The following is a 24,842-nucleotide window of genomic DNA, read 5'->3' as shown; positions in this document are numbered from 1 at the left end:
GTCACAACTCGGTCACGCCCGGCCCGCGCTGAGGAACACCACCGTGCACGGGGCGTGGCGTGGCTGTCAGGAGGGCTGCCCGGCGCCCCTGCCCGACGCGACCGCGAGCCGCACCAGTTCGGCACCGGCAACAGCCCGCTCGAGTTCTTTCGCTCGCGCCACGTCGTCGGCGGCCGAGGGTGTCTGCCACACAGCGACCGGAGACAGAGCATCGTCGAGGAACAACTCGCGACACCGCCCACGTTGAATCTTGCCGCTCGACGTCGTCGGAATCGACTGCGGCTCGACGAGAAACACCGAATGAGGATCGACGCCGTATCGATCGGCAACCACAACACGCACGCTCTCGATGATCTCGGCGAGGGCGTCCGCATCGAGTGCGCCCACACCACCGTGGTCGATGTCCACCTCCTGGAGGATGACCAGTCGTTCGACCGCGCGCAATCCCGGCGTGAACGCGAACGCCGCGCCACGACCGGATATCAGGGATGCGTGGCAACCCTGCACGGTGAGTTCGATGTCGTTGGGATAGTGATTGCCACCGCGGATGACGACGAGGTCTTTGCACCGACCGGTGACGAACAACTCGCCGTCACGCAGAAACCCGAGGTCGCCGGTGCGCAGGAACGGCCCTGCCCCGGTGTCGGTGGTCGACGCGCCGAAAGTGTGCTCCGTCTCCTCGGGTCGGCGCCAATATCCCGCCCCGACACTCGTTCCCGCACACCAGATCTCGCCGACGTTTCCCTCTCCGCACTGCACGCGCGTCACCGGGTCGACGATCACCACCTCGCCGGCGCGTGGCTCGCCACACCCGACAACCGTCATCGCTCCCGCCGGGTCGTCGCGCTCGACGACTCTGTCTTCGGCGAGCGCCTCACGATCGAGATGCACCGCGCGAGGCTGCGCCGAACCGGGCCGACCGGAAACGAGAAGCGTCGCTTCAGCCAAGCCGTAGACCGCAGAAAATGCCTCGCGTGCGAATCCCGCGGGCGCGAAGGCTTCCGCGAACCGCTGTAGCGTTGCCTCCTGTACGGGTTCAGCGCCATTCATCGCGGTGTGCAGCCTCGAAAGATCAAGTGCTGCACGTTCTTCAGAGGTGCTGTGCTCGACGCACAACTCGTAGGCGAAATTGGGCGCCACAGTGTAGGTCGCGGCACACGAGGAGAGTAGTTCCATCCATGCCATCGGCCGTTTGATGAACGCCGTCGGCGACATGAAATGTGCTGTGCAGCCGAGATAGATCATGGACAGCACCCCACCGATCAACCCCATGTCGTGATGAGACGGGAGCCAAAAGGCGCCGACGTCGGAGTCTGTGCCACCCCACGACGATCGGATCGCCTCCATGTTCCGCATCAGGTTGTCATGTTTGAGGACAACGCCTTTCGGCGTCGTGGTCGATCCGGACGTGTACTGGATCATCGCGACTGTCGTCGCGTCGATGTTCGGCGCGACCCAGTCGTCGGCATCCGCCGAGACCACATCCATCAGACCCCAGGTGAGATCGCCGCCCTCGCCGAGCGTGTCGAGCATCGTCTTGATGGCCGGCTGCGTCTCCGACACTCCCAGCGCGAAACGTGCACGCGCATCCGGTACGACCGAAGACAGTCGCGGAGCCAATCGCTCGTGCACCGGAACCGCGACCGCGCCGGCATAGACACATCCGAAAAAGCCTGCGATATGGTCCAATCCAGGTCGACAGAGCGCCAGTACGCGCTCGCCTGCCGCACCCTTGCTCTGCAACTCGGCAGCGATCGCGCGCGCCCTGCTATCCAGATCACGGTAGGTCAGCACACTCGCATTCTCGCCGTCGCCGTTGTACGAGAAGGCGAATGCCACCTTGTCGGCGTACCGGTCTGCCCGCTGCCGGAGCAGTTCGAGCAGAGTGTCTTCGGTGAGTTTTGCGTGCTTGGACATCGGCCACCTTCATTGATCGTGATCTCGGCGCCGCGTCGAGTCCGCGGCCCCGTAAGACGACGACCCGTCATTCGCGTTCTGTCCGGGTCGTCGGGCGCGAGGGACGTTACCCGAGCAAGCGATTGCCGGATGCCGTTTTTCTCAGGTTCCACGCCCACTACGGCACCGAAACCTACTCGTCGGTACCGCGCTATCGCGAATCTTTGACTAACTATCGCAAGCAGTTGCGGCGCGCTGACCTGGTTATTTAATGATCCAACGACACCAAACGAGTCCAGTTAATGGTTCGTGTACGAAAGCAAATTTGCCGAAACGGCCCTCTCTCAGGCCGCTCTGGCTCTACGTTCAGACTGCACTCAAGTTCTTGCACATGTCCCTGAGGAGAGTCCGTGCAGCGTTCCGCTCCCATCGCCCTGCAAGGCGATATCGAAGTTCCGAAGAAAGCCCCCCGTGCGTGGGTTGCCGCTGGTGTCGCCATCGCAGGCGCGAGCGTCATGGCCGTCGCGCCCGGCGTTCATTCCGAGGTACCGACCGCGTACAAGGCCACCGAGGCCACCGTCCGTCTCGCAGCAGACTGGAAGCCACTCGAGCCGTACATCGACGCCTTCAACGAGGCATCGAAAAATGCTGCGACTCTTGCCCATAACTACTTCCTGGCTCCCGGGCTGCCCCTTCAGCAGATCATTTCCAATCAGTCGAAGTATCTCAACGAAGTTCTGAACGATCCGTCCAAAGCCGACGACGCCCTGAAGAAGATGCGGGCCAACCTCGAAGCCGTCATCACCGGTGTCACCGGTATCGGCGCGAGCGACGACACGCTCGCGCAGACGAAGGATCACACGGTCGACGGCCTGCACGGGCTGGTGCTGCAGTTGCTACCGCAGTTTCTTCCCGAGGGCGGACCGATCGATCCGGCGACGATCACCGCGATCATGAACGTGTTGGCGTCGCCGATGAGTGGCGTGCTCATCGGTCTGGTCGGCCCCGTGATCAGCCCGGCCGTCGCCGTACTCAACAGCGGAATCGCCATCGCGGCCGCGATCCAAGCGGACAATCCCGATGCGGTCTTTTCCGATGTGTTCTCCGCTCCGGCCAACGTCGTTGGAGCGGTTTTCAACGGTGCCACACTCGATCTCACCGCTCTGACTCCGATCATCAACGAGACCGGCCTACTCGGTAGCACGACACTGAACTCACTCGACATCGCCTTCGGCGGCCTGTTCACCCCTGGTTCGGTCGGACGCGGGTCCTATGACGGCCCCAATGGCACGTCGATCACCGCCCCAGGCGGGTCGATCCTGAACAGCGTCGGCATGAACGTCACTACAGATGCGTTGGGTTTCCCCCTCACCCTCGGCATTCCTGGCCAAGCTGTCGGCCCCATCGGCGCAATGGAGGGACTGTCACAGACCGTGGGAGTGCTCCTCGGCGACGGCTGGGATGGCAAGAGCGGCAAGCCGGTTCCGCCGCTTGCCGGTGTGGAGTTCCCGACGATCAGCGACAAAGCCTCAGACAATTGGGCCGCGGCCATCCAGAAGCTGGCCGACACATTGCTGGGTAAGAAGGACTCGGAGACAACCCCTTCGCCCGACACCGCCAAGACCGCAGCCGCCGTCGCCACAGCCGGCGTCGCGGTGGAGTCGGCAAAGGCGGAATCGGCGAAGGTCGACGTCGCGGAGACAGAGTCGAGCTCAACACAGGCCAGTCCGTCCGCGGAGGCCCAGAGTCGCTCCACGGCACAGGAATCCACCGCAGCGAGCCCAACCGTCCAGCCGTCCGTCAGCCAACCGTCGAGCCCGGCGACACCCACGACCTCGGCCACAGAGTCGTCGACCGCACCGGCTGCGTCTGCCGACAGTTCCTCGACGTCTACGGATTCGACGCAGGGTTCGGCGTCGACCGGATCGTCGACGCCGAAGACCGACGCCGACACCCAGAGCGCTGCGGACTCCAAGTCGGGTGCATCGTCGTCTGCCAACTCGGGCGAATCGACTGGCGCGTCAAAGACGTCGAGCGGTTCGACATCTTCTGCTGGTACCGGGTCTTCCGGTACCGACTGACACCCGTCACCGCACCGACATCGTCACGGCAGAGCGCCGGATCCGTCACCGGGTCCGGCGCTCTGCTCGTTGTCGTACCGCCGAAGAATGGATGCGAACGGCCTGCACCAGGGCAATCAGCAGGTACCGCGGGGAAGCCGAGCGGCGTTTCGGTTGAGCCAATTACCGATTGTGTTGAGCGCGGCGATGCCTCCCGACATCGAGCCACCCGCGGCGCTCATGGCGACGGCGGTCTGACGTCCGTCGGAGTACGTGATGAGTCCGATCTGCCTGACCAGGTACGAGCCATCGACACCCGGACCCCAACCGCCCTTCACGGCAGTCGATTTCGGCGTCGACATCACCTCGATGCCCCACTGCTGGTTGCCTGCGACCTGCCCCATCAGCGACACGACATGCGCTGTTCCCGGCATGCATGGCAGATGGGCGGTGAACGTGGCAGCGGCAGGCAACGTCCACACGGTCTGCCCGAAGACCGTGAAGCCGGCGCGCAATCTCTGTGCGGGCACGGTCGACTGAGTGTCGCCGCCCTCACGCAGGACCGCGGTGACCTTACGAGCGGCGACAGCATCGCTCCCCAGCGACGACCACAGCGACTCGGCAGAAGCGTTGTCGGAGTTGATGATCGCGTTCGATTCAGCGGCCGACGGACCGTTCTCGCGCTCGGCCGCGACAGCAAGCGGAACCTTGATCGTCGACCATGCCACCTGGGGTGTGTTGTCGCCCAACACAATCGGATCACTGCCGCCTCGGCCAACGGGGGCCAATGCAACTCCGACGGGTACTCCGACCTGCGCGGCGAGCGCTGCGAACCCGCGTGCCAGCGGGTTCGCGACAGGAGCACTCGACGGCACCGACGCAGACGTCTGCGACGTCGTCGAACCGGTCACCGTCACCGTGACCGGAGTGATCTGGTTGTCACCGCGACCCGTCGTCGAACAGCTCGAAACGCCAAGAGCGCACACGGTGACCAGTCCGACGACACCGACCAGACCGCGCAGGTCAGTAGACATAGACCACCGCGTCGTTGCCGCCGCGACAGGCGACGACACCACCTTCCGGACCGCAGGACATGACGTAGCTCATTCCCGTGACCGGGCTGTAGGCGCTGATCACCCGCGACTGTCCCTTAACCCCGGTGCGCAGATACTCGTCCCGGACTGCCTGCGCGAACGAGCAACTCGTCACCGACGTACCCGCCGACACTCCGGCGCCGCAACTGACCGCTCCCGGCGGCGGGGTCGCAGGCGGCGCGACCGTCACGGTGGAGGTCGGCGCCGGATTAACCGTCTGCGTGACTGTGGGCGTCGACTGCGTGTCGGTCGACGAATCCGAGCTCCGATTGAGCAGGAAGTACGCGCCGACGATGAGCAGGCCGATGATCACCAGAGCGGCAACGCAGATCAGCACGATCATCAACGACTTGTCCCGACCCTGCGAACGTCCAGGCGGCGGATACTGCTGCGGGTAGGCCGACTGGGGGTAAGCGGGCGGGGGGTACGACATCGGTGCGGGGGCCGATGGATACGCGGGACCAGGCTGGGTCGGTTCGGAACGGGGCGGCTCCGGATAGGAGTAGTCGGCGTACATCGGCGGCTGATAGGCGCTCGGGTCGGCATCCTGTGACGTCCCCGGGTAGCCCGACGGATCCGTATACGCATTCGTGGACTTCCGGTAGTCGCCGGAGTCGTAGCCGCCGGTGGGGTCGTGGCCGGTGGGGTCGTAGCGTGAATCACCGCCCCCGGGATACTCACCCCCGGGACCTGACTGATCGTGCGGTGTCGGAGTCACACTGGCCACGTCCGATTCGTGAACATAGAGAAGAGAATATCCGGGATGGCAGATGATGCACGCCGGATCAGCGTAGCTACACCCCTCATTCAGATGACGTGGCCCCAGATGTCCACACTCAGATCACACCGTGAATCGGAGGGCTCTCCCCACGCAACACCCAGCGACCGATGTGCTGGTACTTCCAGCGCACCGGATCGTGCAGCGTGTGTGTCCTGGCGTTTCGCCAGAACCGATCGAGCGAGAGCTCGGCGGAGGCGCTGCGCGTGCCCGCAACCTCGAACAACGCAGAACTCACCGAATTCGACGCACGGTCGGCGACGGCCTTGGCGACAGCGACGGCAATCGACGCCTGAGCGGTGAGCGCTGGATCGTCGACGTCCTCGGCCGTCGCCGCGTCGACAGCTCTACTCGCCGCATCGAGCGTCGCTTCTGCCGCCGCGACCTCGACGCCGAGCTCACCGAAGCGTTGCACCGTCAACGGGTCGGCGTCTGCGCGTTCGACTCCTGCCTCGAACCACGGCCGCGACTTCGTGCGCACGAAGTCGGCGGCCGCGTCGAGTGCGCCGCGCGCGATACCGACGTCGATCGCGACGTGCAGTAGCTGGGCGAATGCGCCGTAGCCGGTCGGTTGAGCGACCGCCGGTGCGCGAGCCACGAGGTCGCCCGGGTCGACGTTGACCCCGGCGAACCTGACGGTCCCCGAGCCGGTCGTGCGCTGACCGAGGCCATTCCAGTCGTCGACGATCTCGACCCCAGGAGCGTCGGCCGCCACGAATGCGACGTACTCCCCCGGCTCGAACCCGCCTGCGGCTTCTTCGGTTTCGGACTCCGCGGTTTCGGCCCCTTCGGGCAAGCGCGTCAGTACGGCCAGGGTGTGCGCGAACAACGACCCTGTCGCATAGAACTTTTCGCCGTCGAGCACGAAGCGGTCGCCTTGCCGACGCAGCGTGGTGTTGATGTCCGCGACGGTCTTGCCACCCCGCTCCGACTGTGCGTTCGCGACACGGCCACCCTGCAGAACGTGACCGAAGATGCGCTGCGCCAACGCATCCGGCGCGGCCAGGCGGAGCAGGTTCAGATAGACGAAGTGGCTGTGCGGAATCTGCGCGATGTTGGGGTCTGCGGCCGCGAGTAGTCGGGCGACATCCGCGACGACGCTCGGCGCCAAGTCGGGACCGCCGAACCGCTGTGGGACGGTGATCGCGAGAAGCCCCGACGCGGACAGCTCGTCGATCTCCGCGTACGGGAGTCGGCGATCGCGGTCGCGCACCGCGGCGTCGACCTCGATCCGCGCCGCGACCTCGCGTGCCCTCGCCAGCGCCTCCGCGGCGCTGGTCGGTACGACCACTGGATTCGCAGTCGGTACGACCACTGGATTCGCAGTCGGTACGGCGACTGGATCCGCAGTCGGTACGGTCTCTGCCGGCCGAGCAGTCAAACCTTCTGTCGCCGTTGATGTGTGGGGGTCTGTCGACACCGTCAGACCGTCGCGCTGCTTTCGGCGAGCTCGAGTTCGCGCACCAGCGGCAGCACACGCTCGCCGAAGTACTCGATCTCCTCCTGGAAGTGCAGGAATCCACCGAGAACGAGGTCGACGCCGAGCTTCTTGTACGCGACGATCCGCTCGGCGACCTGCTCCGGTGTACCGATCAGTTGCGTGCGGAAGCCGTCGTTGTACTGCACGAGATCCTCGAACGACGAGTCGGCCCACATGCCCTTCTTGTCGCCGGTCGAGCTGCCCGCCTGCTGTACCGCACTCCGAAAGCCTTCCACCGCAGGCTTGTTCGCCTTCTCGACGATCTCGCGCAGGGTGTCACGCGCCTCCGCTTCGGTGTCTCGCGCGATGATGAATCCGTTGAGTCCGAAGCGCACTTCGCGGTTGTGCGCGCGGGCCACGGCACGCAGATCGTCGAGCTGCTCGGTGACACCGTCGAAATCTTTGCCGTTGGAGAAGTACCAGTCGGAGTAGCGGCCACCATTATTGCGTGCCGCCGTGGAGTTACCGCCTTGGAACAGTTCGGGATTGGGCCGCTCCGGAGTGTTGAGCGGCTTGGGCTTGAGGGTGAAGTCGTGGATGCGGTAGAAGTCTCCGCGGTAGTCGACGTTGTCCTCGGTCCAGATCTTGCGGATCACCTCGAGGAATTCGCCGCTGCGTCGGTAGCGCTCGTCGTGCTCGAGCCACGGCTCACCGAGGTGGGTGAACTCGTCCTTGAACCAACCACTCACCACGTTGATCGCAAAACGCCCGCCCGACAAGATGTCTGCGGTCGCACCGAACTTGGCGAGCACTGCGGGATGCCACAGTCCGGGGTGAATGGCCGCGATCAGCTTCAGGCGTTCGGTCGCGCCGAGGAGCGCGAGGCTGAACGACGTCGACTCGTGCTGGAACTCGGCCCCGTAGCTCGCCTCGTACCGCACCTGGCTGAGCGCATACTCGAATCCGTTGTTCTCGGCGGTCTGCGCGAGACGCTTGTTGTACTCGAAGTCCCACCCGGTCCGCTGCTCGATGTCGCTCGTCACGAGCCCACCGGACACGTTCGGGACCCAATACGCGAACTTGATCTCGTCGGCGATCTTCTCGGTGGACATGACACTCCTGTTGCTCGGCGGACGTCCGCTCTCGGACACAATCGGAGTTCAGTGTCATCGACGACGCCACACCCGCCCACAGTTGTAATCGGCATGGATTCAAGTCGACGACATGCGCCGACCTGTTCCCTGCGCGACGACCCCTTTCCGGAGTCGGATGGTCAGCGGTCGTCGGACGGCTCCCACTGCGCCATACCGAGGAACACGATGACCAACTGGCGCTGAGTGCGGTCGATGATCGCCGACTCCGCGCCTCGGCCGCGGTGCTCGCCGTCGAGGATGTCGGCGACGGCGGTCAGCATGATGCTCACGATGAGTTCCGCGGCGAGCTCGAGGTCGTCGGCGGTCCAGTCGGCGAGGTCGGGTATCCGCGACAGGTCGATGGCCAATTCTTTCGAGAACAACCGCAACTCGGTGTCGATGGCCCGCCTGATCTCCGCCAAACCGCCGTGCTGTTCGCGGATCAGGAAACGAAACGCCGGCTCGTTGTCGTGCACGTGCTGCAGCAGGATGTCGAGTGAGTTCTTCGCGGTCGGCAGTGCCTGCCTGGCGGCGAGGTCGCGACGCCCTTCGCGCAACGTGCGGCGCAGCACTCGCATCGAGTCCTCGACAAGCGTGACGCCAAGGTCTTCCATCGAGGCGAAGTGCCGGTAGAACGCGGTCGGGACGATGCCTGCACCCCGCGCGACCTCTCGCAGGCTGATACTTCCGAAGCTGCGTTCGGCGACGAGATCGAGGGTTGTACTGATCAACGCCTGCCGGGTGCGGTTCTTGCGGTCGGCGCGAGTCTCGGCGTCAGCCTCCCGACCGCCATGGGCGGAGCCGGAGCGTCGAGTCCTGGTCACCTGCCCGAGCTTATCTTGCCGCAGGTCAGGCCGACCCACCGCCGTCGCTCACGCCGACGCACCGCCACCCGGTCGGCGACCACTCAGCCGGCGACCTCGAAGAGCCCGGCGGCGCCCATACCTCCGCCGATACACATCGTCACCACGCAATAGCGGACGCCGCGTCGTCGACCCTCGATCAACGCATGCCCGACGCAGCGCGCACCCGTCATGCCGTAGGGATGACCCACCGAGATACCGCCGCCGTCGACGTTGAACCTCTCCGGATCGATACCGAGTTCGTCCCGGCAGTAGACGGCCTGGGACGCAAAAGCCTCGTTGAGCTCCCACAGACCGATGTCGTCGACGGTCAGCCCATGCTGCTTGAGCAGTTTCGGCACCGCGAGCACCGGCCCGATTCCCATCTCGTCGGGTGCGCATCCCGCAACGGCCATGCCCCGGTAGACACCGAGCGGTTCCAGTCCACGTCGTGACGCTTCGCGGGCTTCCATCAACACCGACGCCGACGCGCCGTCGGACAACTGCGACGCATTGCCGGCCGTGACGGTCGACGTCGCGGTGACCGCTCCGTCGGGAAGCACCGCGCGCAGACCGGCGAGCGACTCCCTGGTCGTCGACGGACGGTTGCCCTCGTCGCGATCGAGCATGACCTCCTGCTCCGACGTCTCACCCGTTTCCTTGTCGACGACCAGCTTGATGGTCCGCAGCGGCACGATCTCGTCGTCGAACCGGCCGGCCTCCTGCGCTGCCGCTGTCCGCTGCTGGGAGATCAGAGCCAGCTCGTCCTGGCGCTCCCGACTGACGCCGTACCGTTCTGCGACGATCTCCGCGGTCTGCAGCATCGGCATGTAGATGTCACCGACGTTGGAAACGAGCCACGGGTCCTGAGCCCGGTAGTTGTTCGCATGGTCGTTCTGCACCAACGAAATCGACTCGACGCCGCCGCCGATGGCGATCTCCATACCGTCGTCGACGATCTGCTTGGCGGCCGTCGCAATGGCCATCAGGCCGGACGCGCACTGCCGGTCGACGCTCATGCCCGACACCGAGTTGGGCAGTCCCGCACGCAGCAGCGCCTGGCGGGCGATGTTGAACCCGGTCGAGCCCTGCTGCATGGCGGCACCGAGCACGACGTCCTCGACCTCGCCTCCCTCAATGCCTGCCCGCGACACCGCATGGGCGATGGCGTGCCCGGCGAGCTCTTGTGCCTGGGTGTTGTTGAACGCTCCTCGGTACGCCTTGCCGATCGGGGTGCGTGCGGTGGAGACGATGACTGCTTCGCGCATGAGTGTCTGTTCTTTCTGGTGCTGGTACTGTCGCGTGCTGGTGTTTTCGCGTAGAGGGGTATGGCGGGATCAGGGAATGAACACGAGGCGACCGACGGTCGTGCCCTCGCCGAGACGACCGACACCGTCGGCAACGTCGGACAGCGCAAGTCGTTCGCCCACAAGAGGTTTGACAAGACCCTTGTCGGCCAACCGGGTCAGTTCGGCGTGGCACTCGTCGATGACCGCCGGGTTCTTGGTCTGATAGAGACCCCAGTGCAGCCCGACGATCGAGTAGTTCTTGATCAACGCATGGTTGAGTGCCGGTTGCGGAATGGTGCCACCCGCGAAGCCGATCACCACGATGCGCCCCTCAAATGCGATGCACTTGGTCGATCCGGCGTACGCGTCGCCGCCCACCGGGTCGAAGACGATGTCGGCGCCGTGGCCTCCGGTGAACTCCTTGACCGCGGACACGAAGTCCTCGGAGCGTCGATCGACGACCAGATCTGCACCGAGTTCCTTGGCGTACAACGCCTTTTCGGGTCCACCCACGACACCGATGACCTGCGCACCCGCAGCCTTACCCAATTGCACTGCCGCACTGCCGACGCCTCCTGCGGCCGCGTGCACGAGCAGGTAGTCGCCCTCGGCGATCTGCGTCCGACGGTGCAGCGCGAACCATGCGGTCTGATAGCCGATGCTCAACGCGGCGGCCTCGGCGTCGTCGAGTGCATCGGGAGCGTGAAAGACGTTGGCCTGATTCATCAGCGCATACTCGGCGAACGCCCCGCCCGGCAGAATCGGGTTTCCGACGACCCGCTCGCCGACGACGGCACGATCGACTCCCTCACCGATGGCGACAACCTCACCACACAGTTCGACGCCGGGCGTGAAGGGCAGCGGCGGCTTGATCTGGTACTTGCCCTGGCACAGCAGGACGTCGGGGAAGTTGGCAGGCGTGGCAAGCACTTTCACCAGAACCTCGCCGGGACCGGCGGTGGGTGTGTCGACCTCTTCGAGGGTCAGGACGTCGCGGGGATCACCGAGTTCGTTGACGCGCCAGGCTTTCATGGATGTATCTCCTTCTATGGACTTCGAATGATGTTGTGGGATGGGCGGTGCCGAGGGCCGCGCCTGCGGCACGTAGGAATCAGCCTGCGAGGTCGATCAATTCGGCGAGGCGTCGGCGATGCCAGTAGCCGGTTCCGAATGCGAGTTGATCGGCCTTGGCCCGCTTGAGGTAGAAATGCGCGGGGTACTCCCAGGTCATCCCGATACCGCCGTGGAGCTGCACACATTCCTCCGCAGCGCGTACGGCGACGTCTCCGCAGTACGACGCCGCCATGTGCGCCGCGATGGTCGCATCGAGATCGCCGTGCGCCGCGGTATCCGCGGCATAGCGGGCGGCCGCGCGTGCCGAACTGACTTCGAGCCAGAGGTCTGCCAGTCGGTGTTTGATCGCCTGGTACGAGCCGATCACCCTGCCGAACTGTCGACGCTCCTTGACATACGCGAGCGTCGTGTCGAGGCACCACTGCGCCACGCCGTACTGTTCGGAGGCCAGTAGTGCCACCGCGGTGGTGACGGCCGCCGTCAGCGCGGTTGCAGCGTCGGCGGTGTCGACTCGATTGGCGCGGACCCCGACCAGCTCGACGTCCGCGAGCGGACGCGTCATATCCAGCGACACAACGGGTTCGACGACGACTCTGGTGGCATCGGCGGCCACCACATGCAGCTCCAGCCCGTCCGGTCCGTTGACAGGGGTGACGAGCAGATCCGCCTGTGCCGCACCGGCTACCGTCTCGACCCTGCCGTGCAGGACGCCGTCGACAGCATCGACCGACGCCGCAACGGCACCCGGCGTCGTCGAGAACGGAATCAACAGTGCGCCCGTCTGCTCTCCCCCGGCGAGAGCACTGACCGTGTCTACGTCGCCCGCGTGCAGGAGCGCCTCGGTCGCGAGCACCGCGCTCGTCAGGAACGGGGTGGGCGCCACGGCGCGACCGATCTCCTCGAAGACCACAGCGGCCTCCCGCTCGGTCGCCCCTGCGCCGCCGAGGCGTTCGGGCACAAGCAATCCCGCGACGCCGATCTCACCGGCAAGCGACCTCCAGAGCGCAGCAGTGTCAATGGCCGGCTCGTCGTAGCTCGCCGACAGCGCAGCAGGGTCGAGTCGGTCGTCGAAGAGCCTGCGCACCGCGGCACGCAGCGCCTCCTCGGTATCGCCATAGGCAAGGTCCGGCTGCCCGGACTGCGGTGCAGTCGTCGGTTGCACAGACTGCGGTGCAGTCGTCGGCGCGGCGCCAGATGCAGTAGCAGTTGCGGTTGTGGTTGTGGTCACCGTGGTAGGTCCTTCCATGCGATTCCCTTGTCGACGCGGTGTTCCGGCGGCAGGCCGAGCACGCGCTCGGCCACGACGTTGCGCAGGATCTCCGACGTTCCGCCCTCGATCGAGTTGCCCTTCGCCCGCAGATACCGGTATCCCGGTCCGCGACCGGTGAAGTCGACGGTCTCCGGGCGCCGCAGCGTCCAGTCGTCGTAGCGCAGCCCTTCGTCGCCTGCCAACTCGAGTTCGAGTCCGGAGATCGCTTGTGCCTGACGGGCAAAGGCCAGCTTCATCGCGGAGCCCTCGGGCCCTGGTTGGCCCGCCGCGAGCTGTTGGCGAAGGCGTTCACCGGCGAGGCGGGTGACCTCTGCGTCGATCCACAGTTGCATCACCCGATCCAATGCCGCAGGCTCACGGTCGGCCGGATTCTGGCGCCACCACTGCACGAGCTTGCCGATCATCCCGCCCTCGCGGGGAGCACCGGAGCCGATGGCAACCCGCTCATTGTTGAGAGTCGTTGTGGCAACCCGCCATCCGTTGCCGACGTCGCTGATGCGGTCGGCGTCGGACACACGGACGTCGGTGAGGAAGACCTCGTTGAACTCCGCTTCTCCGGTGATCTGCCGCAGCGGCCGGATCTCGATACCCGGCGCACTCATGTCGACGATGAAGTACGTCAGCCCGGAGTGTTTGACGGCGCCGGGGTCGGTGCGCGCCACCAGGATTGCGCGTTGGGCGTTGTGCGCACCCGATGTCCACACCTTCTGACCGTTGACCACCCACGAGTCGTCGTCACGTACCGCACGCGTTGCCACGCCCGCGAGGTCCGAGCCCGCTCCCGGCTCGCTGAACAACTGGCAGTAGATGTGTTCACCGGTGTAGAGCGGACGTAGGAATCGCGCGCGCTGTTCCTCGGTGCCGAGTGCGGCGATTGTCGGTGCCGCCATTCCCAGTCCGATTCCGTTGCGACCGCGCGCGGGCCCCGGAGCCCCGGCCGCGTCGAGCGCGGCATCCACGCCGGCCTGATAGGTCTGCGCAATTCCGAGTCCACCGTGGCCGACCGGGAAGTGCACCCAGGCGAGTCCGGCATCGAAACGGGCACCGAGGAAATCACTGTCGGATGTCTCGGTCGGCGGGTGGGTGGCGAGCAGCCGTGCCACCCGCGCGTCGAGGTCGGTGGTGATGTCGTCAGATACGGGCGCTGAAGCATCCTGGAGCACTGGGCATCGATCCTTTCGGGTAGCGGTGGAGTGATCGGCGAGGCGCGTGCCGTCAGTCCTTCGGTCCGCCGGCCACATAGACGACCTGGCCGGAGACGAATCCCGCACCCTCGGACACGAAGAACGAGGCAGTGTGGGCGATGTCCTCCGGCTTTCCGGTTCGTGCGACGGGAATCGCTGCGGCACTTGCCTTCTTGAGCTCGTCGAAGTCGACGCCCATCCGCGCGGCGGTCGCGGCTGTCATGTCCGTCTCGATGAATCCCGGTGCGATGGCGTTGGCCGTCACGCCAAACTTGCCCAGTTCGATCGCGAGCGTCTTGGTGAAGCCCTGCATACCCGCCTTGGCCGCGGAGTAGTTGGCCTGACCACGATTTCCGAGTGCCGACGTGCTCGACAGGTTCACGATCCGACCCCATCCGGCGTCGACCATGTGCTTCTGCGCGGCCTTGCTGACGTTGAAGGCGCCGCGCAGATGCACCGCCATGACCGTGTCCCAGTCGTCGACGCTCATCTTGAACAGGAGGTTGTCGCGCAGCACGCCCGCATTGTTGACGACGACCGTCGGCGCGCCGAGCTCGGCGACAACCTTCTCGACGGCAGCGCCGACAGATGCCTCGTCGGAGACGTCGGCACCCACGGCGATCGCCTTGCCTCCGCCCGCGGTGATGGCGGCCACGGTGTCGGCGCATACTGCGGCGTCGAGATCGAGCACCGCGACGGCAAGTCCGTCGTCGGCAAGCCGTTTCGCGATCGCGGCGCCGATTCCGCGCGCTGCTCCGGTGACGATCGCTACCTTCTGGGTCATGGTGTTTCCTCCGTTGTTCGGTACTGGGTTCTTCGACTGTGCTGGAAGTGAATGTGGTTGTGAGCGCCGATGTGTGGTCGTGCCGCGGGCGGACTAGCGGTACTGCGAGGCGTCGCCGAGTCGTTGGCCGCCGTCGATTACCATCACCTCGCCGGTCATCCACGACGACGCGTCGGAGGCGAGAAAGACGATGGCCGACGCGATGTCCTCGGGCTCGCCGATTCGGCCGAGCGGCGTGGCAGCGGCAACCTGCGGCTCGTGCTCTCGCCACAGCGCCTCGGCGAGCTTGGTGCGGACGACGCCGGGCGCGACGCCGTTCACCCGGATGCGCGGAGACAATTCGAGCGACAGTTGCTCGGTGAGGTAGATCAGCGCCGATTTCGTGGTGTTGTACACACCGATGTTCGCCTCATGGACCATCCCGCCGATCGACGCGGTGTTGATGATCGATCCCCCGTGCTCACCCATCCACGCCTGCACGGCGAGCTTCGTCCACAGCAGGGGCGCCCAGAGGTTCACGTCGACGGTCTTGGCGAATCGTGCGTGGTCCTGGGTGATGAGCGGGCCTGCGGCGGGGTTGGTCCCGGCGTTGTTGACCAGGATGTCGATGCTGCCGAACCGCTCCAGCGTGAGTTCGACGCAGCGTTGCGCGGCATCTTCGTCGACAGCGTGGGCCGCGACGCCGAGCGCGCGAGGTCCGATCTGAGCGGCCGCCGCGTCGGCCGACTCCTGCTTGCGCGAGGTGACGACCACGTTGGCGCCGGCGTCAGCCAGTGCAACCGCGGCGGCGAGGCCGATACCGCGCGAGGCTCCGGACACCAGTGCCGTCCGTCCGGTGAGGTCGTGAGATGTCATGGCGCAGAGATCCTTTCGGTGGTGAGCAGGCCGACGTCCCCTCGGGTCGTCGTCGACGTCGTCGTTGAGAATGTGCTCGCGAGGCAGAGCGCCCCCTCACAAACTGACCCATAACGTGATCGCAGTCTCGACAACCATCTATAGTTGAAGGTGATTTCAGATTCAACATCGCCCCGAGGCGATCCGATCACAGGAGGAACCTTGACCACCGCAACACAGCCCGTCCGCCCGACCACGGCCGCCGATCTCACCGAGCTGGTCGGAACCGAACTGGGGCCGACGCCGTGGTACGCCGTGGAGCAGCACCGGGTGAATGCCTTCGCCGACGCCACCGACGACCACCAGTGGATTCACCTCGACACCGAGCGCGCCGCCGCCAGCGACCTCGGCGGGACGATCGCACACGGCCTGCTCACCCTGTCCCTCGGACCGCACCTGTCGAGCCAGTTGATCAAGTTCGACGGTTTCGCGCACAGCCTCAACTACGGCTACAACAAGGTCCGTTTCCCCGCTCCCGTACCCGTCGGTTCGCGCGTGCGTATGCGCGTCACCGTCGTGTCCGCCGACGAGGTATCCGGTGGCATCCAGGTCGTGACGTCGCAGGTCATGGAGCGTGAGGGCTCCGACAAGCCGGTGATGGTCGCCGAGTCGATCGCCCGGGTCGTCGCCGCTTCCTGACGGGCGAGACGACGTGTCCACCCACTTTGATCTGAAAGGCAACTCCCATGGTCAATCTCATCGATCCCGTCGCGCGTCACGCGACGACACGGCCCGATGCGACAGCTCTTCTCGGTGACTCGACGTCACTGACCTACGGAGAGTTCTATGACGCGGCGTTGGCCTATGCCGGGGCGCTGCGCGATGCGGGCATCCGACGCGGAGATCGTGTGCTGCTCGCGGCACCGTCGGTCCCCGAGTTCGCGATTGCCTACATGGGCATTCAGGCACTCGGGGCCACCGTGATCACCGTCAACACGATGTCCACGGCCGCCGAGGTCGGCTACTTCCTCAGCAACTCGCAGGCATCACTGGCCATCGGGCACGTCACGCTCGGCCCAGCGGTCGCCGATGCCGCGGCGCAGGCCGGTGTTCCCTCGTGGCAACTCGACACCGCTGCGGCGAGTCCGGGCAACGCGTCCGCGACACCGCTCGAGGCCCCCGTCGACCGTGCACCCGACGAGACCGCCGCCCTGCTCTACACCTCTGGCACCACAGGAAAGCCCAAAGGCGCCGAGCTGACGGTCAAGAACCTGCTGTCGGCCGGAGAGGTGGCAGGAGAGGTCAGCAGGGGCACCGCAGAGGACAGGTTGGGTACCGGACTGCCGCTGTTCCACGTCTTCGGTCAGGCGTCGGTGATGATGGCGGCCTTCACCACGGGCGCATCGATGTCGCTGCTGAGCCGGTTCACCCCGCGCGCAATGATTGACATGCTCGCCCGCGATCGGCTGACAGTGATGTGCGGCGTCCCGACCATGTGGAACGCAATGCTGCACGAGGCGACGGAAGCGGACGGCGAAGGTTTTGCACATCTGCGCGTTGCCGTTTCCGGCGGAGCGTCGCTGCCCGGGGAGATCGCACGCGCCTTCGAGGAGCGCTTCGGGTGCACCCTGCTCGAGGGCTACGGGTTGACCGAGACCACCGCGATGGCGACGTTCAACGACATCGACCGCGGCGGAAAGATCGGTAGCACCGGCGCCGTGGTGCCGCGCATGCACGTCGAGGTACGCGACGCCGACGGAGCCGTGTGCGCACCGGGCGTCGTCGGTGAGGTGTTCATCGCGGGCGACATGGTGTTCAAGGGTTACTGGCGCAATGACGAGGCGACCGCCGCGGCACTGTCGCACAACGGTTGGTTCCGCACAGGCGATCTCGGCGAGATCGACGTCGACGGTGATCTACGGATCGTCGACCGCGTGAAGGATCTGATCATCCGTGGTGGCTACAACGTCTATCCCGGCGAGGTCGAGGAGATCCTCTACCAGCACCCGGATGTGGTCGAAGCGGCAGTCGTCGGCGTCCCCGACAGCCACTACGGCGAAGAAGTCGCGGCGGTCGTCGTACTGACGGCGGGAGCAACAACCAGGCACGAGGATATCGAGTCGTGGTGTCGAGAGCGCTTGTCCGCCTACAAGATTCCCCGCATGGTCTTGTTCGTCGACGAGCTACCCAAGGGATCTACCGGAAAGATCCTCAAACGCAACATTGATCGCACGTCCCTGAGGAGGGCCACCGCATGAGTGCAGTCAACCGCCAGATCAGACTCGCGGCTCGACCCACGGGTGAGATCGACGAGAACACTTTCACCGTCACCGAGGAACCGATCCCACAACCGTCGGCGGGCGAGTTCGTTGTCGCCGTCGACTATGTCTCGGTCGACCCCGCCATGCGCGGTTGGCTCGACGACGTGCCGTCGTACATCCCCCCGGTGGGTATCGGCGAGGTCATGCGCGCACACGCCGTCGGCACCGTCGTGGTCTCGGAGAATGACAGGTACCCCGTGGACACCGTGGTGTCCGGACCGTTCGGTGCGCAGGAGTACGCCGTGTCCGACGGCCACGACATCATGGTCGTCGATACCGATCTCGCGCCCGCACCGACCTGGCTCGGCGCGCTCGGATTCCCCGGGATGACAGCGTATTTCGGGCTGCTCGACGTCGCACAGACGAAGCCTGGCGACACCGTGCTGATCTCGGGCGCGGCGGGTGCCGTCGGCAGCATCGCCGGGCAGATCGCAAAACTGATGGGCTGCAGGGTGATCGGGGTGGCCGGTGGCGAGCGCAAGTGCTCATGGCTGACCGACGAACTCGGATTCGACGCCGCCATCGACTACAAGCAGGGTTCCATCGGCAGACCGCTGCGTGCGGCCGCTCCCACGGGCATCGACGTGTACTTCGACAATGTTGGTGGCGATGTGCTCAATTCGGCTCTGGCACAGTTGCGTACACACGCACGCGTGGCGATCTGCGGAGCGATCTCGGGGTACAACGCCACGACGCCCCCGCCCGGGCCGTCGCGCTACCTATCGCTGTTGATCAACCGCGCGTCGATGGCCGGATTCATCATCTTCGACTACCGGCGTCGCTACCCGGAGGCTCAGGCCGCATTGCAAGCCTGGATTCGGTCGGGTCAGATCACCGCGGCCGAGCAGGTCGAGAAGGGCGACATCACGGCGTTCGGCGACACTCTCGCCATGCTGTTCTCCGGAGCCAACACGGGCAAGCTGGTGTTGCAGATCCGTTAGCCCGATCGGGCCCCAAGGGACGTAACCCTTTCGTACGAAACCCAGAGCGGGGGAGGAGATTTCCTCCCCCGCTCTGGGTTTCTCACGCTGTTCTGTTGTTCCGCTCTTACTGGTGTCGCTGACGACCGAGCTGACGAATCCACGCCCGTGAGTCGGCGGGATCGATCACATCGTCGAGTTCGAAGGTCGTGGCGGAGTGCAGCGCCTTGCCGTGCTCGTACGCTTTCGCCACCAACTCGGCGAACAACGCGTCCCGCTCGGCAGGATCATCGATCGCCTCGAGCTCCTTTCGGAATCCGAGTCGTACCGAACCCTCCAGTCCCATCGGTCCGATCTCGCCCGTCGGCCACGCGACGGTGAACTGCGGTGCGTGGAACGAGCCGCCCGCCATTGCCATCGCACCGAGACCGTAGCCCTTGCGCAGGATGATCGTTCCCAACGGCACAGTCAGCCGCGCGCCGGCGACGAACAACCGTGAGAACCGGCGCACGGTTGCATGCTCCTCCGAATCCGGCCCCACCATGAATCCCGGTGTGTCACAGAGGGTCACCACTGGGAGCCTGTGTGCTTCGCACATTTCCAGGAAGTCGGCAGTCTTGTCGGCGGCCTCCGCGTCGATCGCGCCACCGAGGTGCGCACTCGAGTTCGCGACCACTCCGTATGCCACGCCTTCGACTCGGATCAGCGCGGTGACGACTCCCATGCCGTAGTCGGCCCGCACCTCGAGCGTTGAGGCGGGATCCGCAATGGAGTCGATCGCCTCGCGAACGTCGTAGGCGCGCAGGCGATTCTCGGGTACCACGTGTCGGGAGAGCCTGGTGTCCGGCGCGTCCCAGTCGACGACGTCGCCCTGGAAGTACGCGAGGTATCGCCGTGCCAGATCGACGGCGTCGGCTTCGTCGCGCGCCGCGATATGCACGACGCCGTTGCGACGCTGAAGCTCGACCGGCCCGATGTCCTCGGGACGGAACACGCCGAGACCACCGCCCTCGACCATCGCCGGACCGCCCATGCCTATGTTGGCTTCGGGTGTGGCGATGAGGACGTCACACGCTCCGGCGAGTGCGGCATTGCCCGCGAAACACCGACCCGAGACAACAGCGATCGTCGGCACCCGGCCGCGCAACGAGGCCATTTCTCGGAACGTGTTGAGCTCCAGGCCCGCCGCACCGTTGGCATCGGTATCACCCGGCCGGCCTCCACCGCCCTCGGCGAAAAGCACCAGCGGAACATTCTTGCGCTTGGCCAACTCGATCAGCCGATCGGTCTTGGCGTGGTTACGCAGTCCCTGCGTGCCCGCCAGCACCGTGTAGTCGTACGAGATAACCACAGCTTCAGCAGCTTTGGCACCGAACCGGTCGGCACCGATCGTCGCCACGCCGCCAACCAGTCCGTCGGCGGGAGTGTTCGCAACGAGGTCTTCTTCGGTGCGGCGCGTGCGCTGAGCGGCAAGTGCCAACGCCCCGTATTCGACAAAGCTGTCGTCATCGACGAGGTCGGTGATGTTCTCGCGAGCGGTACGTCGACCGATTCGGTGGCGCTTGGCAACCGCGTCGGGACGCGCGGCGTCGAGCGTCACCTCGTGCCGCGCGTTGATCTCGGCGAGATCGGGCCGGATGTGGCCCGGGTCGATCTCGGCGCGAGTCTCGACATCTGCATCACCGCCAGCAGCTCCGACGACCGCCAACGGTCGACCGGTTGCGACGGCCTGACCCGGTTCGACCAGCGCCCGGATCAGTGTTGCCGCGGTGGGCACCGACACGGTGTGCTGCATCTTCATCGCTTCCAGCACGACGAGTGCCGTACCGGGCGCTGCGGCGACGCCCGCCTCCGCCACCTCGACGACCACCCCGGACATCGGGGCCACCAGCACGTCCTCGCCGTCGGCGAGTTCGACGTCGAGGACCGGCGCCTCGGCGTCGTCGGCGATCGGCTTGGCCGCGCCTGCGGTGTCGAATTCGGTTGCACGCGCGACGAGTTCGTCGATGTGCTCGCCGAGGTACCCCGTCGTGACCGAGCCTGCGCCGAATGCCTTGTCGCCGAGTATCGCGCGTAGCAGGCCGACGTTGGTCGCGACGCCGTCGATGACGAATTCGCCCAACGCATCGGCGGTCTTGCGCGTCGCGATGGTGAAATCACCCCGCGCTGTGTGGCCGATCACCTTGGCGAGCAACGAATCGTAGCGCGGGCTCGTTGTGAGGCCCGGCCGCCCGAACGTGTCCACCCGGACCCCGGGTCCCGTTGGCGCTAAGAACGACCGCAACGTGCCCGATTGCGGCACCGTCGTGCCATCCGGGGTTGTGGTCTCCATGTTCACGCGCGCCTGGATCGCGACACCCGCCGTATCCACGGGTGTTCCGGTCACGGCTTCACCGTCGGAGGTGATGCCCGCGGGTAGCCCCAACTCTCCGAAGCGCCGGTCTGCGGCGATGGCCAACCCGATCTCGACGAGGTCGCAACCGGTCACCTCTTCGGTGATGGTGTGCTCCACCTGAATTCGCGGATTGACCTCGAGGAAGACGAATCGATCTCCCGCGACGAGGAACTCGACCGTCGCCAGCCCGCGATATCCGTTGGCGGCACACAGCCGTGCCGCGCACGCGTGCAGCCCGGCACGCATCTCGTCGGAGACGTGTTGTGCCGGTGCGATCTCGATGAGCTTTTGATGTCTGCGCTGCACACTGCAGTCGCGATCACCGAGCGCCAGTGCCGTAGTTCCAGATGTCGTTGTCCCCGAGCTGGACTCAGCCGAGATGATCTGCACCTCGATGTGCCGCGCCGAGCCGCACAGCTCCTCGGCAAACAGGTCCGCGTTGCCGAATCCCGCCAGTGCCTCGGCGGCACACGTCTTCATCGCGTCGCCGATCTGGTCGGCCGAGGTGACCTCGCGCATGCCGCGACCGCCACCGCCTGCCACCGCTTTGATCATCACGCCCGACGGGTGCGCGGCGAGCAGTTGGGCGACCTGCGCCTCGTCGACCCCGCTCTCGGTGGCGTCGAGGACCGGCACCTCTGCGGCGATCGCTGCTCGTCGTGCCGACGCCTTGTCGCCGAACGTCTCGAGGGCTTGTGCCGACGGACCAACGAACCGCAGACCGGCGACAGCACAGGCGCGCGCCAAACGTGGCTCCTCGCTGAGGAATCCGTATCCGGGATGGACAAAGGTGGCGCCGGTGCGCTGCGCGGCGTCGACGATCGCGTCGACGTCGAGGTACGCCTGCGGTCCGACGCCCTCGAGCGCGAGGGCCTCGTCGGCGGCACTGACGTGTGGTGCCTCGGCGTCGTCCGCGGCATACACCGCGACGACGCGATGCCCGGTCTCGCGGGCGGTGCGGATGATACGGAGAGCGATCTCCCCACGGTTGGCGACGAGTACGGTTGCTGAACTCATGCTTTTCCTACCTTCGCGAAGAGGTCGCCCTTGCGTACCTTGCCCGTTGCGGTCATCGGAAGTTGTTCGATGATCTCGATCTCCGGCACCTTGTAACCTGCCATGTTCTGTCGCGCCCAGGCGATGATGTCGTCGGCCGAGAGCTCTTCGCCGTCGCGCAGTTGCACGAAGGCGAAGGCGATCTGACCTCGTCGTCGATCCGGTTTGGGTACCACCGCAGCTTTGTCGACGGCCGGATGAAGCATCAGCAGCGACTCGACCTCCGAGGGGAAGACGCTCATGCCGTTGGTCTTGATCATCTCCTTGTTGCGCGCCAGGTAGTGCAGCGCGCCGCGCTCACTGAACTTGCCGAAATCGCCTGTCTGGAGCCAACCGTCGCGCAAGGCGTCGGCGGTCGCCTCGGGATTGCGATGGTAGCCGCCCATCACCGACGGACTGCGCACGATGATCTGGCCCTCGCTGCCAATCGGGACCGGATTGCCGTCGGCGTCGACGATCAGGATGTCCGTGCCGGGAACGGGTACCCCGCAGAACACCGGGTCGCCCAACAGGTCGTAGTCTCCGGCGGAGTAGCCGAGTGTGATGGTGTCCGCGGTGTGCGTTTCGGTCATCCCGTAGCTGCCTTCGCGCAACGTGTTCCCCGTCGCCTCACGCCAGCGAGCGCGGACCGTCGGGTCGAGTTTCGACACAAAAGACACTGCGAGCGGATTGGTCAACGAGGTGAGGTCGTGCGTCGAGAAGTCTTCGCGCTCCATCAATTCGATGTAGTTGTCGACGGTGCCGATCATCGAATCCACGCGATAGTTCTCGATGCCGTCGAGTACGACGCCCGCATCCCATCGCGTCAGCAAGACGACGGTGTCGCCGTTCACCAGTGGGACCAGGATTCCGGTGTCCTCCCCGGCGATCCAGAACACCGGCATGAAGACCAGCGACGCACCATGTACAGCCCCGACCCGACGGCCATGCGCCGCAGTCGCCGTGACCGCGGTGTAGAGCATGTGCCCCTGAGTGTGCCGGCATCCCTTGGGCATTCCGGTCGTCCCGCCCGTATAGTTCAGCGCGGCAAGACGATCCGGGTCGACCGGTGGAAAGTCGGTAGGCGCGGGCGTCCCGACGATCCGAGCCCAGTCCGTTGACTCCCCGGTCCGCTCGAACGGTGCGGCGGGGCTGTCCGCGAGCAGCATGTCGGAGAGATCTGTTGTCGCGATGACGCGCACCTGCGTGCGATCACGAACCGTCTCGACGAGGGCGGCGAGCGTTGGCTGGGTGATCACCACGCTCACCTCGGCGTCGGCGAGTTCGTGAGCGAGTTCGTGCTCGCGGAGCATCGGATTCACGGGCACATGAACGGCACCGAGTTTCAGTATCGCCATCATCGCGATGTGGAACTGCGGACAGTTGCCCAGGTACAGGCCGACGCTGTCGCCGACGCCAATCCCCTGTGCGCGGAGCCAGCCCGCCACACTGTCGGAAAGTGCGTCGTATTCGGCATAGGTGATCTCGCGGCCATAGAAGGCGATCGCCACTGCAGCTGGGGTCTCACGTGCCCAGTGCCGCAGGTAACCGACGATGCCCTGCGCCTCGACCGAGGATTCGACGGTCCGCGGTACGTCGACGGGCCAGTTCTCCTGCTGGATCCGGCTGACCTCGGCCAACGCGGTCTCGAGCGCGTTGGCGGCGCATGTAGACGGGGAGGTGGTGCTTGACGGCGAGGTAGTCGTCGATGAGGCGTTCACAGTGCTTCTCCTCGGTTCTCGATCATTCGTCCACGCGGGTGGACATCTGCGGTACGGATCTCACGCGGTTGCGGGTAGTCCGAACGTTTCGGTCAGTTGCCTCGCCGTGTCGGCGCCGTCGGTATGGAGGATGCCCGCGATCCCGAGCTTCGCTGCACCGTCGAGGTTCTGTTGGAGGTCGTCGATCATCACCGAATCCTGCGGCGCCACACCGAGCCGTTCGCACGCGATCTCGAAGATCCGACGCGATGGCTTGCGTATACCCACCTCAGCGGAGATGACGACAACATCCGCGAGCTCGCTGAGCTCGAAGCCCGCATAGGTGTCTCGTCCGAACGCGTTGGACACCAGGGCAACTGGAACCGACGCGGCGCGCAGCCGACCCAGCATGGCAATCGTCTCGTCGTCACGCTCGAGTCGATGCTGCATCCTCGCGGAGAGTCCATCGGACGGCACGCTTACGCCGTGTGCCCCGAGTCGGGCGGCGAAACCCTTGTCGAAGGTTTCGGCGTCGATCCGTCCTGCCTCATGATCTGCGAGCAGCGTGCGGGATTGCCCGTCGTGTCCGAGTAGACGCAGCGGCAGCTCACGGTCGCCGATCTCCGCGCCGAAGGCCCGGAAGGCGTCGAGCACGCTGGTGGTCACCACTCCCCCGAAATCGATGAGCACAGCTGATCGCGTAGTGGAACTTGATCGCATAGTTGAACTTGACCTCATATTCAATTTGTAACACACAACACGTTGCAAATGGGAGAGCTGCCCACCTCTGTGAGGCTGTCTCTTATACACATC

At 65.6% G+C, this 24,842-nt stretch carries 19 protein-coding genes; 4 read left to right on the top strand and 15 right to left on the bottom strand.

The window, feature by feature from the left end:
• Positions 1 to 66: 66 nt before the first annotated feature.
• The gene (locus A5785_RS06560) at positions 67 to 1,917 is read right to left on the bottom strand and encodes a fatty acyl-AMP ligase (RefSeq protein ID WP_064865383.1); all 1,851 of its coding nucleotides are present in this window, start codon (positions 1,915 to 1,917) and stop codon (positions 67 to 69) included.
• A gap of 389 nt (positions 1,918 to 2,306) precedes the next feature.
• Between A5785_RS06560 and gjpA the strand changes: the two genes are divergently transcribed.
• Positions 2,307 to 3,977 (top strand): outer membrane porin GjpA, encoded by a 1,671-nt coding sequence (gene gjpA, locus A5785_RS06555; protein WP_064865382.1) that lies wholly within the window; start codon positions 2,307 to 2,309, stop codon positions 3,975 to 3,977.
• Positions 3,978 to 4,093: 116 nt separating this feature from the next.
• On the opposite strand, the gene A5785_RS06550 is transcribed toward gjpA, so the two are convergent.
• The 11 genes from A5785_RS06550 to A5785_RS06500 form a co-directional block, all read right to left on the bottom strand.
• Positions 4,094 to 4,990, bottom strand: coding sequence for a hypothetical protein (locus A5785_RS06550; RefSeq protein WP_064865381.1), 897 nt, complete (start codon positions 4,988 to 4,990; stop codon positions 4,094 to 4,096).
• A complete protein-coding gene (locus A5785_RS06545; protein WP_064865627.1) occupies positions 4,980 to 5,768 on the bottom strand; it encodes a hypothetical protein in 789 nt (262 codons plus the stop codon). The genes A5785_RS06550 and A5785_RS06545 overlap by 11 nt, the downstream gene beginning before the upstream one ends.
• A gap of 118 nt (positions 5,769 to 5,886) precedes the next feature.
• The gene (locus A5785_RS06540; RefSeq protein WP_064862709.1) at positions 5,887 to 7,119 is read right to left on the bottom strand and encodes an SfnB family sulfur acquisition oxidoreductase; all 1,233 of its coding nucleotides are present in this window, start codon (positions 7,117 to 7,119) and stop codon (positions 5,887 to 5,889) included.
• Positions 7,120 to 7,250: 131 nt separating this feature from the next.
• Positions 7,251 to 8,360, bottom strand: a complete 1,110-nt coding sequence (gene sfnG, locus A5785_RS06535) for a dimethylsulfone monooxygenase SfnG (protein ID WP_064862711.1) — start codon at positions 8,358 to 8,360, stop codon at positions 7,251 to 7,253.
• Between the two features lie 161 nt (positions 8,361 to 8,521).
• Positions 8,522 to 9,205, bottom strand: a complete 684-nt coding sequence (locus A5785_RS06530; RefSeq protein WP_064865625.1) for a TetR family transcriptional regulator — start codon at positions 9,203 to 9,205, stop codon at positions 8,522 to 8,524.
• A gap of 83 nt (positions 9,206 to 9,288) precedes the next feature.
• Positions 9,289 to 10,491, bottom strand: coding sequence for an acetyl-CoA C-acyltransferase (locus A5785_RS06525; protein ID WP_064865374.1), 1,203 nt, complete (start codon positions 10,489 to 10,491; stop codon positions 9,289 to 9,291).
• 69 nt (positions 10,492 to 10,560) lie between these two features.
• Positions 10,561 to 11,544: an NADPH:quinone oxidoreductase family protein gene (locus A5785_RS06520; protein ID WP_064865371.1), complete on the bottom strand. Its 984-nt coding sequence runs from the start codon at positions 11,542 to 11,544 to the stop codon at positions 10,561 to 10,563.
• Between the two features lie 79 nt (positions 11,545 to 11,623).
• Positions 11,624 to 12,748, bottom strand: coding sequence for an acyl-CoA dehydrogenase family protein (locus tag A5785_RS06515; RefSeq protein WP_064865367.1), 1,125 nt, complete (start codon positions 12,746 to 12,748; stop codon positions 11,624 to 11,626).
• 62 nt (positions 12,749 to 12,810) lie between these two features.
• Positions 12,811 to 14,019, bottom strand: coding sequence for an acyl-CoA dehydrogenase family protein (locus A5785_RS06510; RefSeq protein ID WP_064865364.1), 1,209 nt, complete (start codon positions 14,017 to 14,019; stop codon positions 12,811 to 12,813).
• A gap of 52 nt (positions 14,020 to 14,071) precedes the next feature.
• Complete coding sequence (locus A5785_RS06505) at positions 14,072 to 14,824, bottom strand: SDR family oxidoreductase (protein ID WP_064865361.1); 753 nt, start codon at positions 14,822 to 14,824, stop codon at positions 14,072 to 14,074.
• A 93-nt stretch (positions 14,825 to 14,917) separates the two neighbouring features.
• The gene (locus tag A5785_RS06500; protein WP_064862705.1) at positions 14,918 to 15,679 is read right to left on the bottom strand and encodes an SDR family oxidoreductase; all 762 of its coding nucleotides are present in this window, start codon (positions 15,677 to 15,679) and stop codon (positions 14,918 to 14,920) included.
• 201 nt (positions 15,680 to 15,880) lie between these two features.
• Between A5785_RS06500 and A5785_RS06495 the strand changes: the two genes are divergently transcribed.
• The 3 genes from A5785_RS06495 to A5785_RS06485 are packed head-to-tail and all read left to right on the top strand — an operon-like array spanning position 15,881 to position 18,920.
• Positions 15,881 to 16,357 carry a MaoC family dehydratase gene (locus tag A5785_RS06495; protein WP_064862710.1) on the top strand — a complete coding sequence of 159 codons (477 nt, stop codon included), beginning with the start codon at positions 15,881 to 15,883 and terminating at the stop codon, positions 16,355 to 16,357.
• Positions 16,358 to 16,404: 47 nt separating this feature from the next.
• The gene (locus tag A5785_RS06490) at positions 16,405 to 17,916 is read left to right on the top strand and encodes an AMP-binding protein (protein ID WP_064865357.1); all 1,512 of its coding nucleotides are present in this window, start codon (positions 16,405 to 16,407) and stop codon (positions 17,914 to 17,916) included.
• Entirely contained in the window at positions 17,913 to 18,920 is a 1,008-nt protein-coding gene (locus A5785_RS06485; protein WP_064865354.1) for an NADP-dependent oxidoreductase, read from the top strand. Before A5785_RS06490 ends, A5785_RS06485 begins: the two co-directional genes overlap by 4 nt.
• Before the next feature lie 106 nt (positions 18,921 to 19,026).
• Here A5785_RS06485 and A5785_RS06480 read toward each other — a convergent pair whose 3' ends face one another.
• The 3 genes from A5785_RS06480 to A5785_RS06470 are packed head-to-tail and all read right to left on the bottom strand — an operon-like array spanning position 19,027 to position 24,749.
• Positions 19,027 to 22,311 carry an acetyl-CoA carboxylase family protein gene (locus A5785_RS06480; protein WP_064865351.1) on the bottom strand — a complete coding sequence of 1,095 codons (3,285 nt, stop codon included), beginning with the start codon at positions 22,309 to 22,311 and terminating at the stop codon, positions 19,027 to 19,029.
• Entirely contained in the window at positions 22,308 to 24,050 is a 1,743-nt protein-coding gene (locus A5785_RS06475) for an AMP-binding protein (protein WP_005208361.1), read from the bottom strand. The genes A5785_RS06480 and A5785_RS06475 overlap by 4 nt, the downstream gene beginning before the upstream one ends.
• 60 nt (positions 24,051 to 24,110) lie before the next feature.
• The gene (locus A5785_RS06470; protein ID WP_039856765.1) at positions 24,111 to 24,749 is read right to left on the bottom strand and encodes an HAD family hydrolase; all 639 of its coding nucleotides are present in this window, start codon (positions 24,747 to 24,749) and stop codon (positions 24,111 to 24,113) included.
• Positions 24,750 to 24,842 lie beyond the last annotated feature (93 nt).

The organism is Gordonia sp. 852002-50395_SCH5434458, from assembly GCF_001665905.1.
GTDB classification, from domain to species: Bacteria; Actinomycetota; Actinomycetes; order Mycobacteriales; family Mycobacteriaceae; genus Gordonia; species Gordonia jacobaea.
Note: the sequence above shows the minus strand (reverse complement) of the source record. Positions and strands in the feature narration are given on the sequence as shown.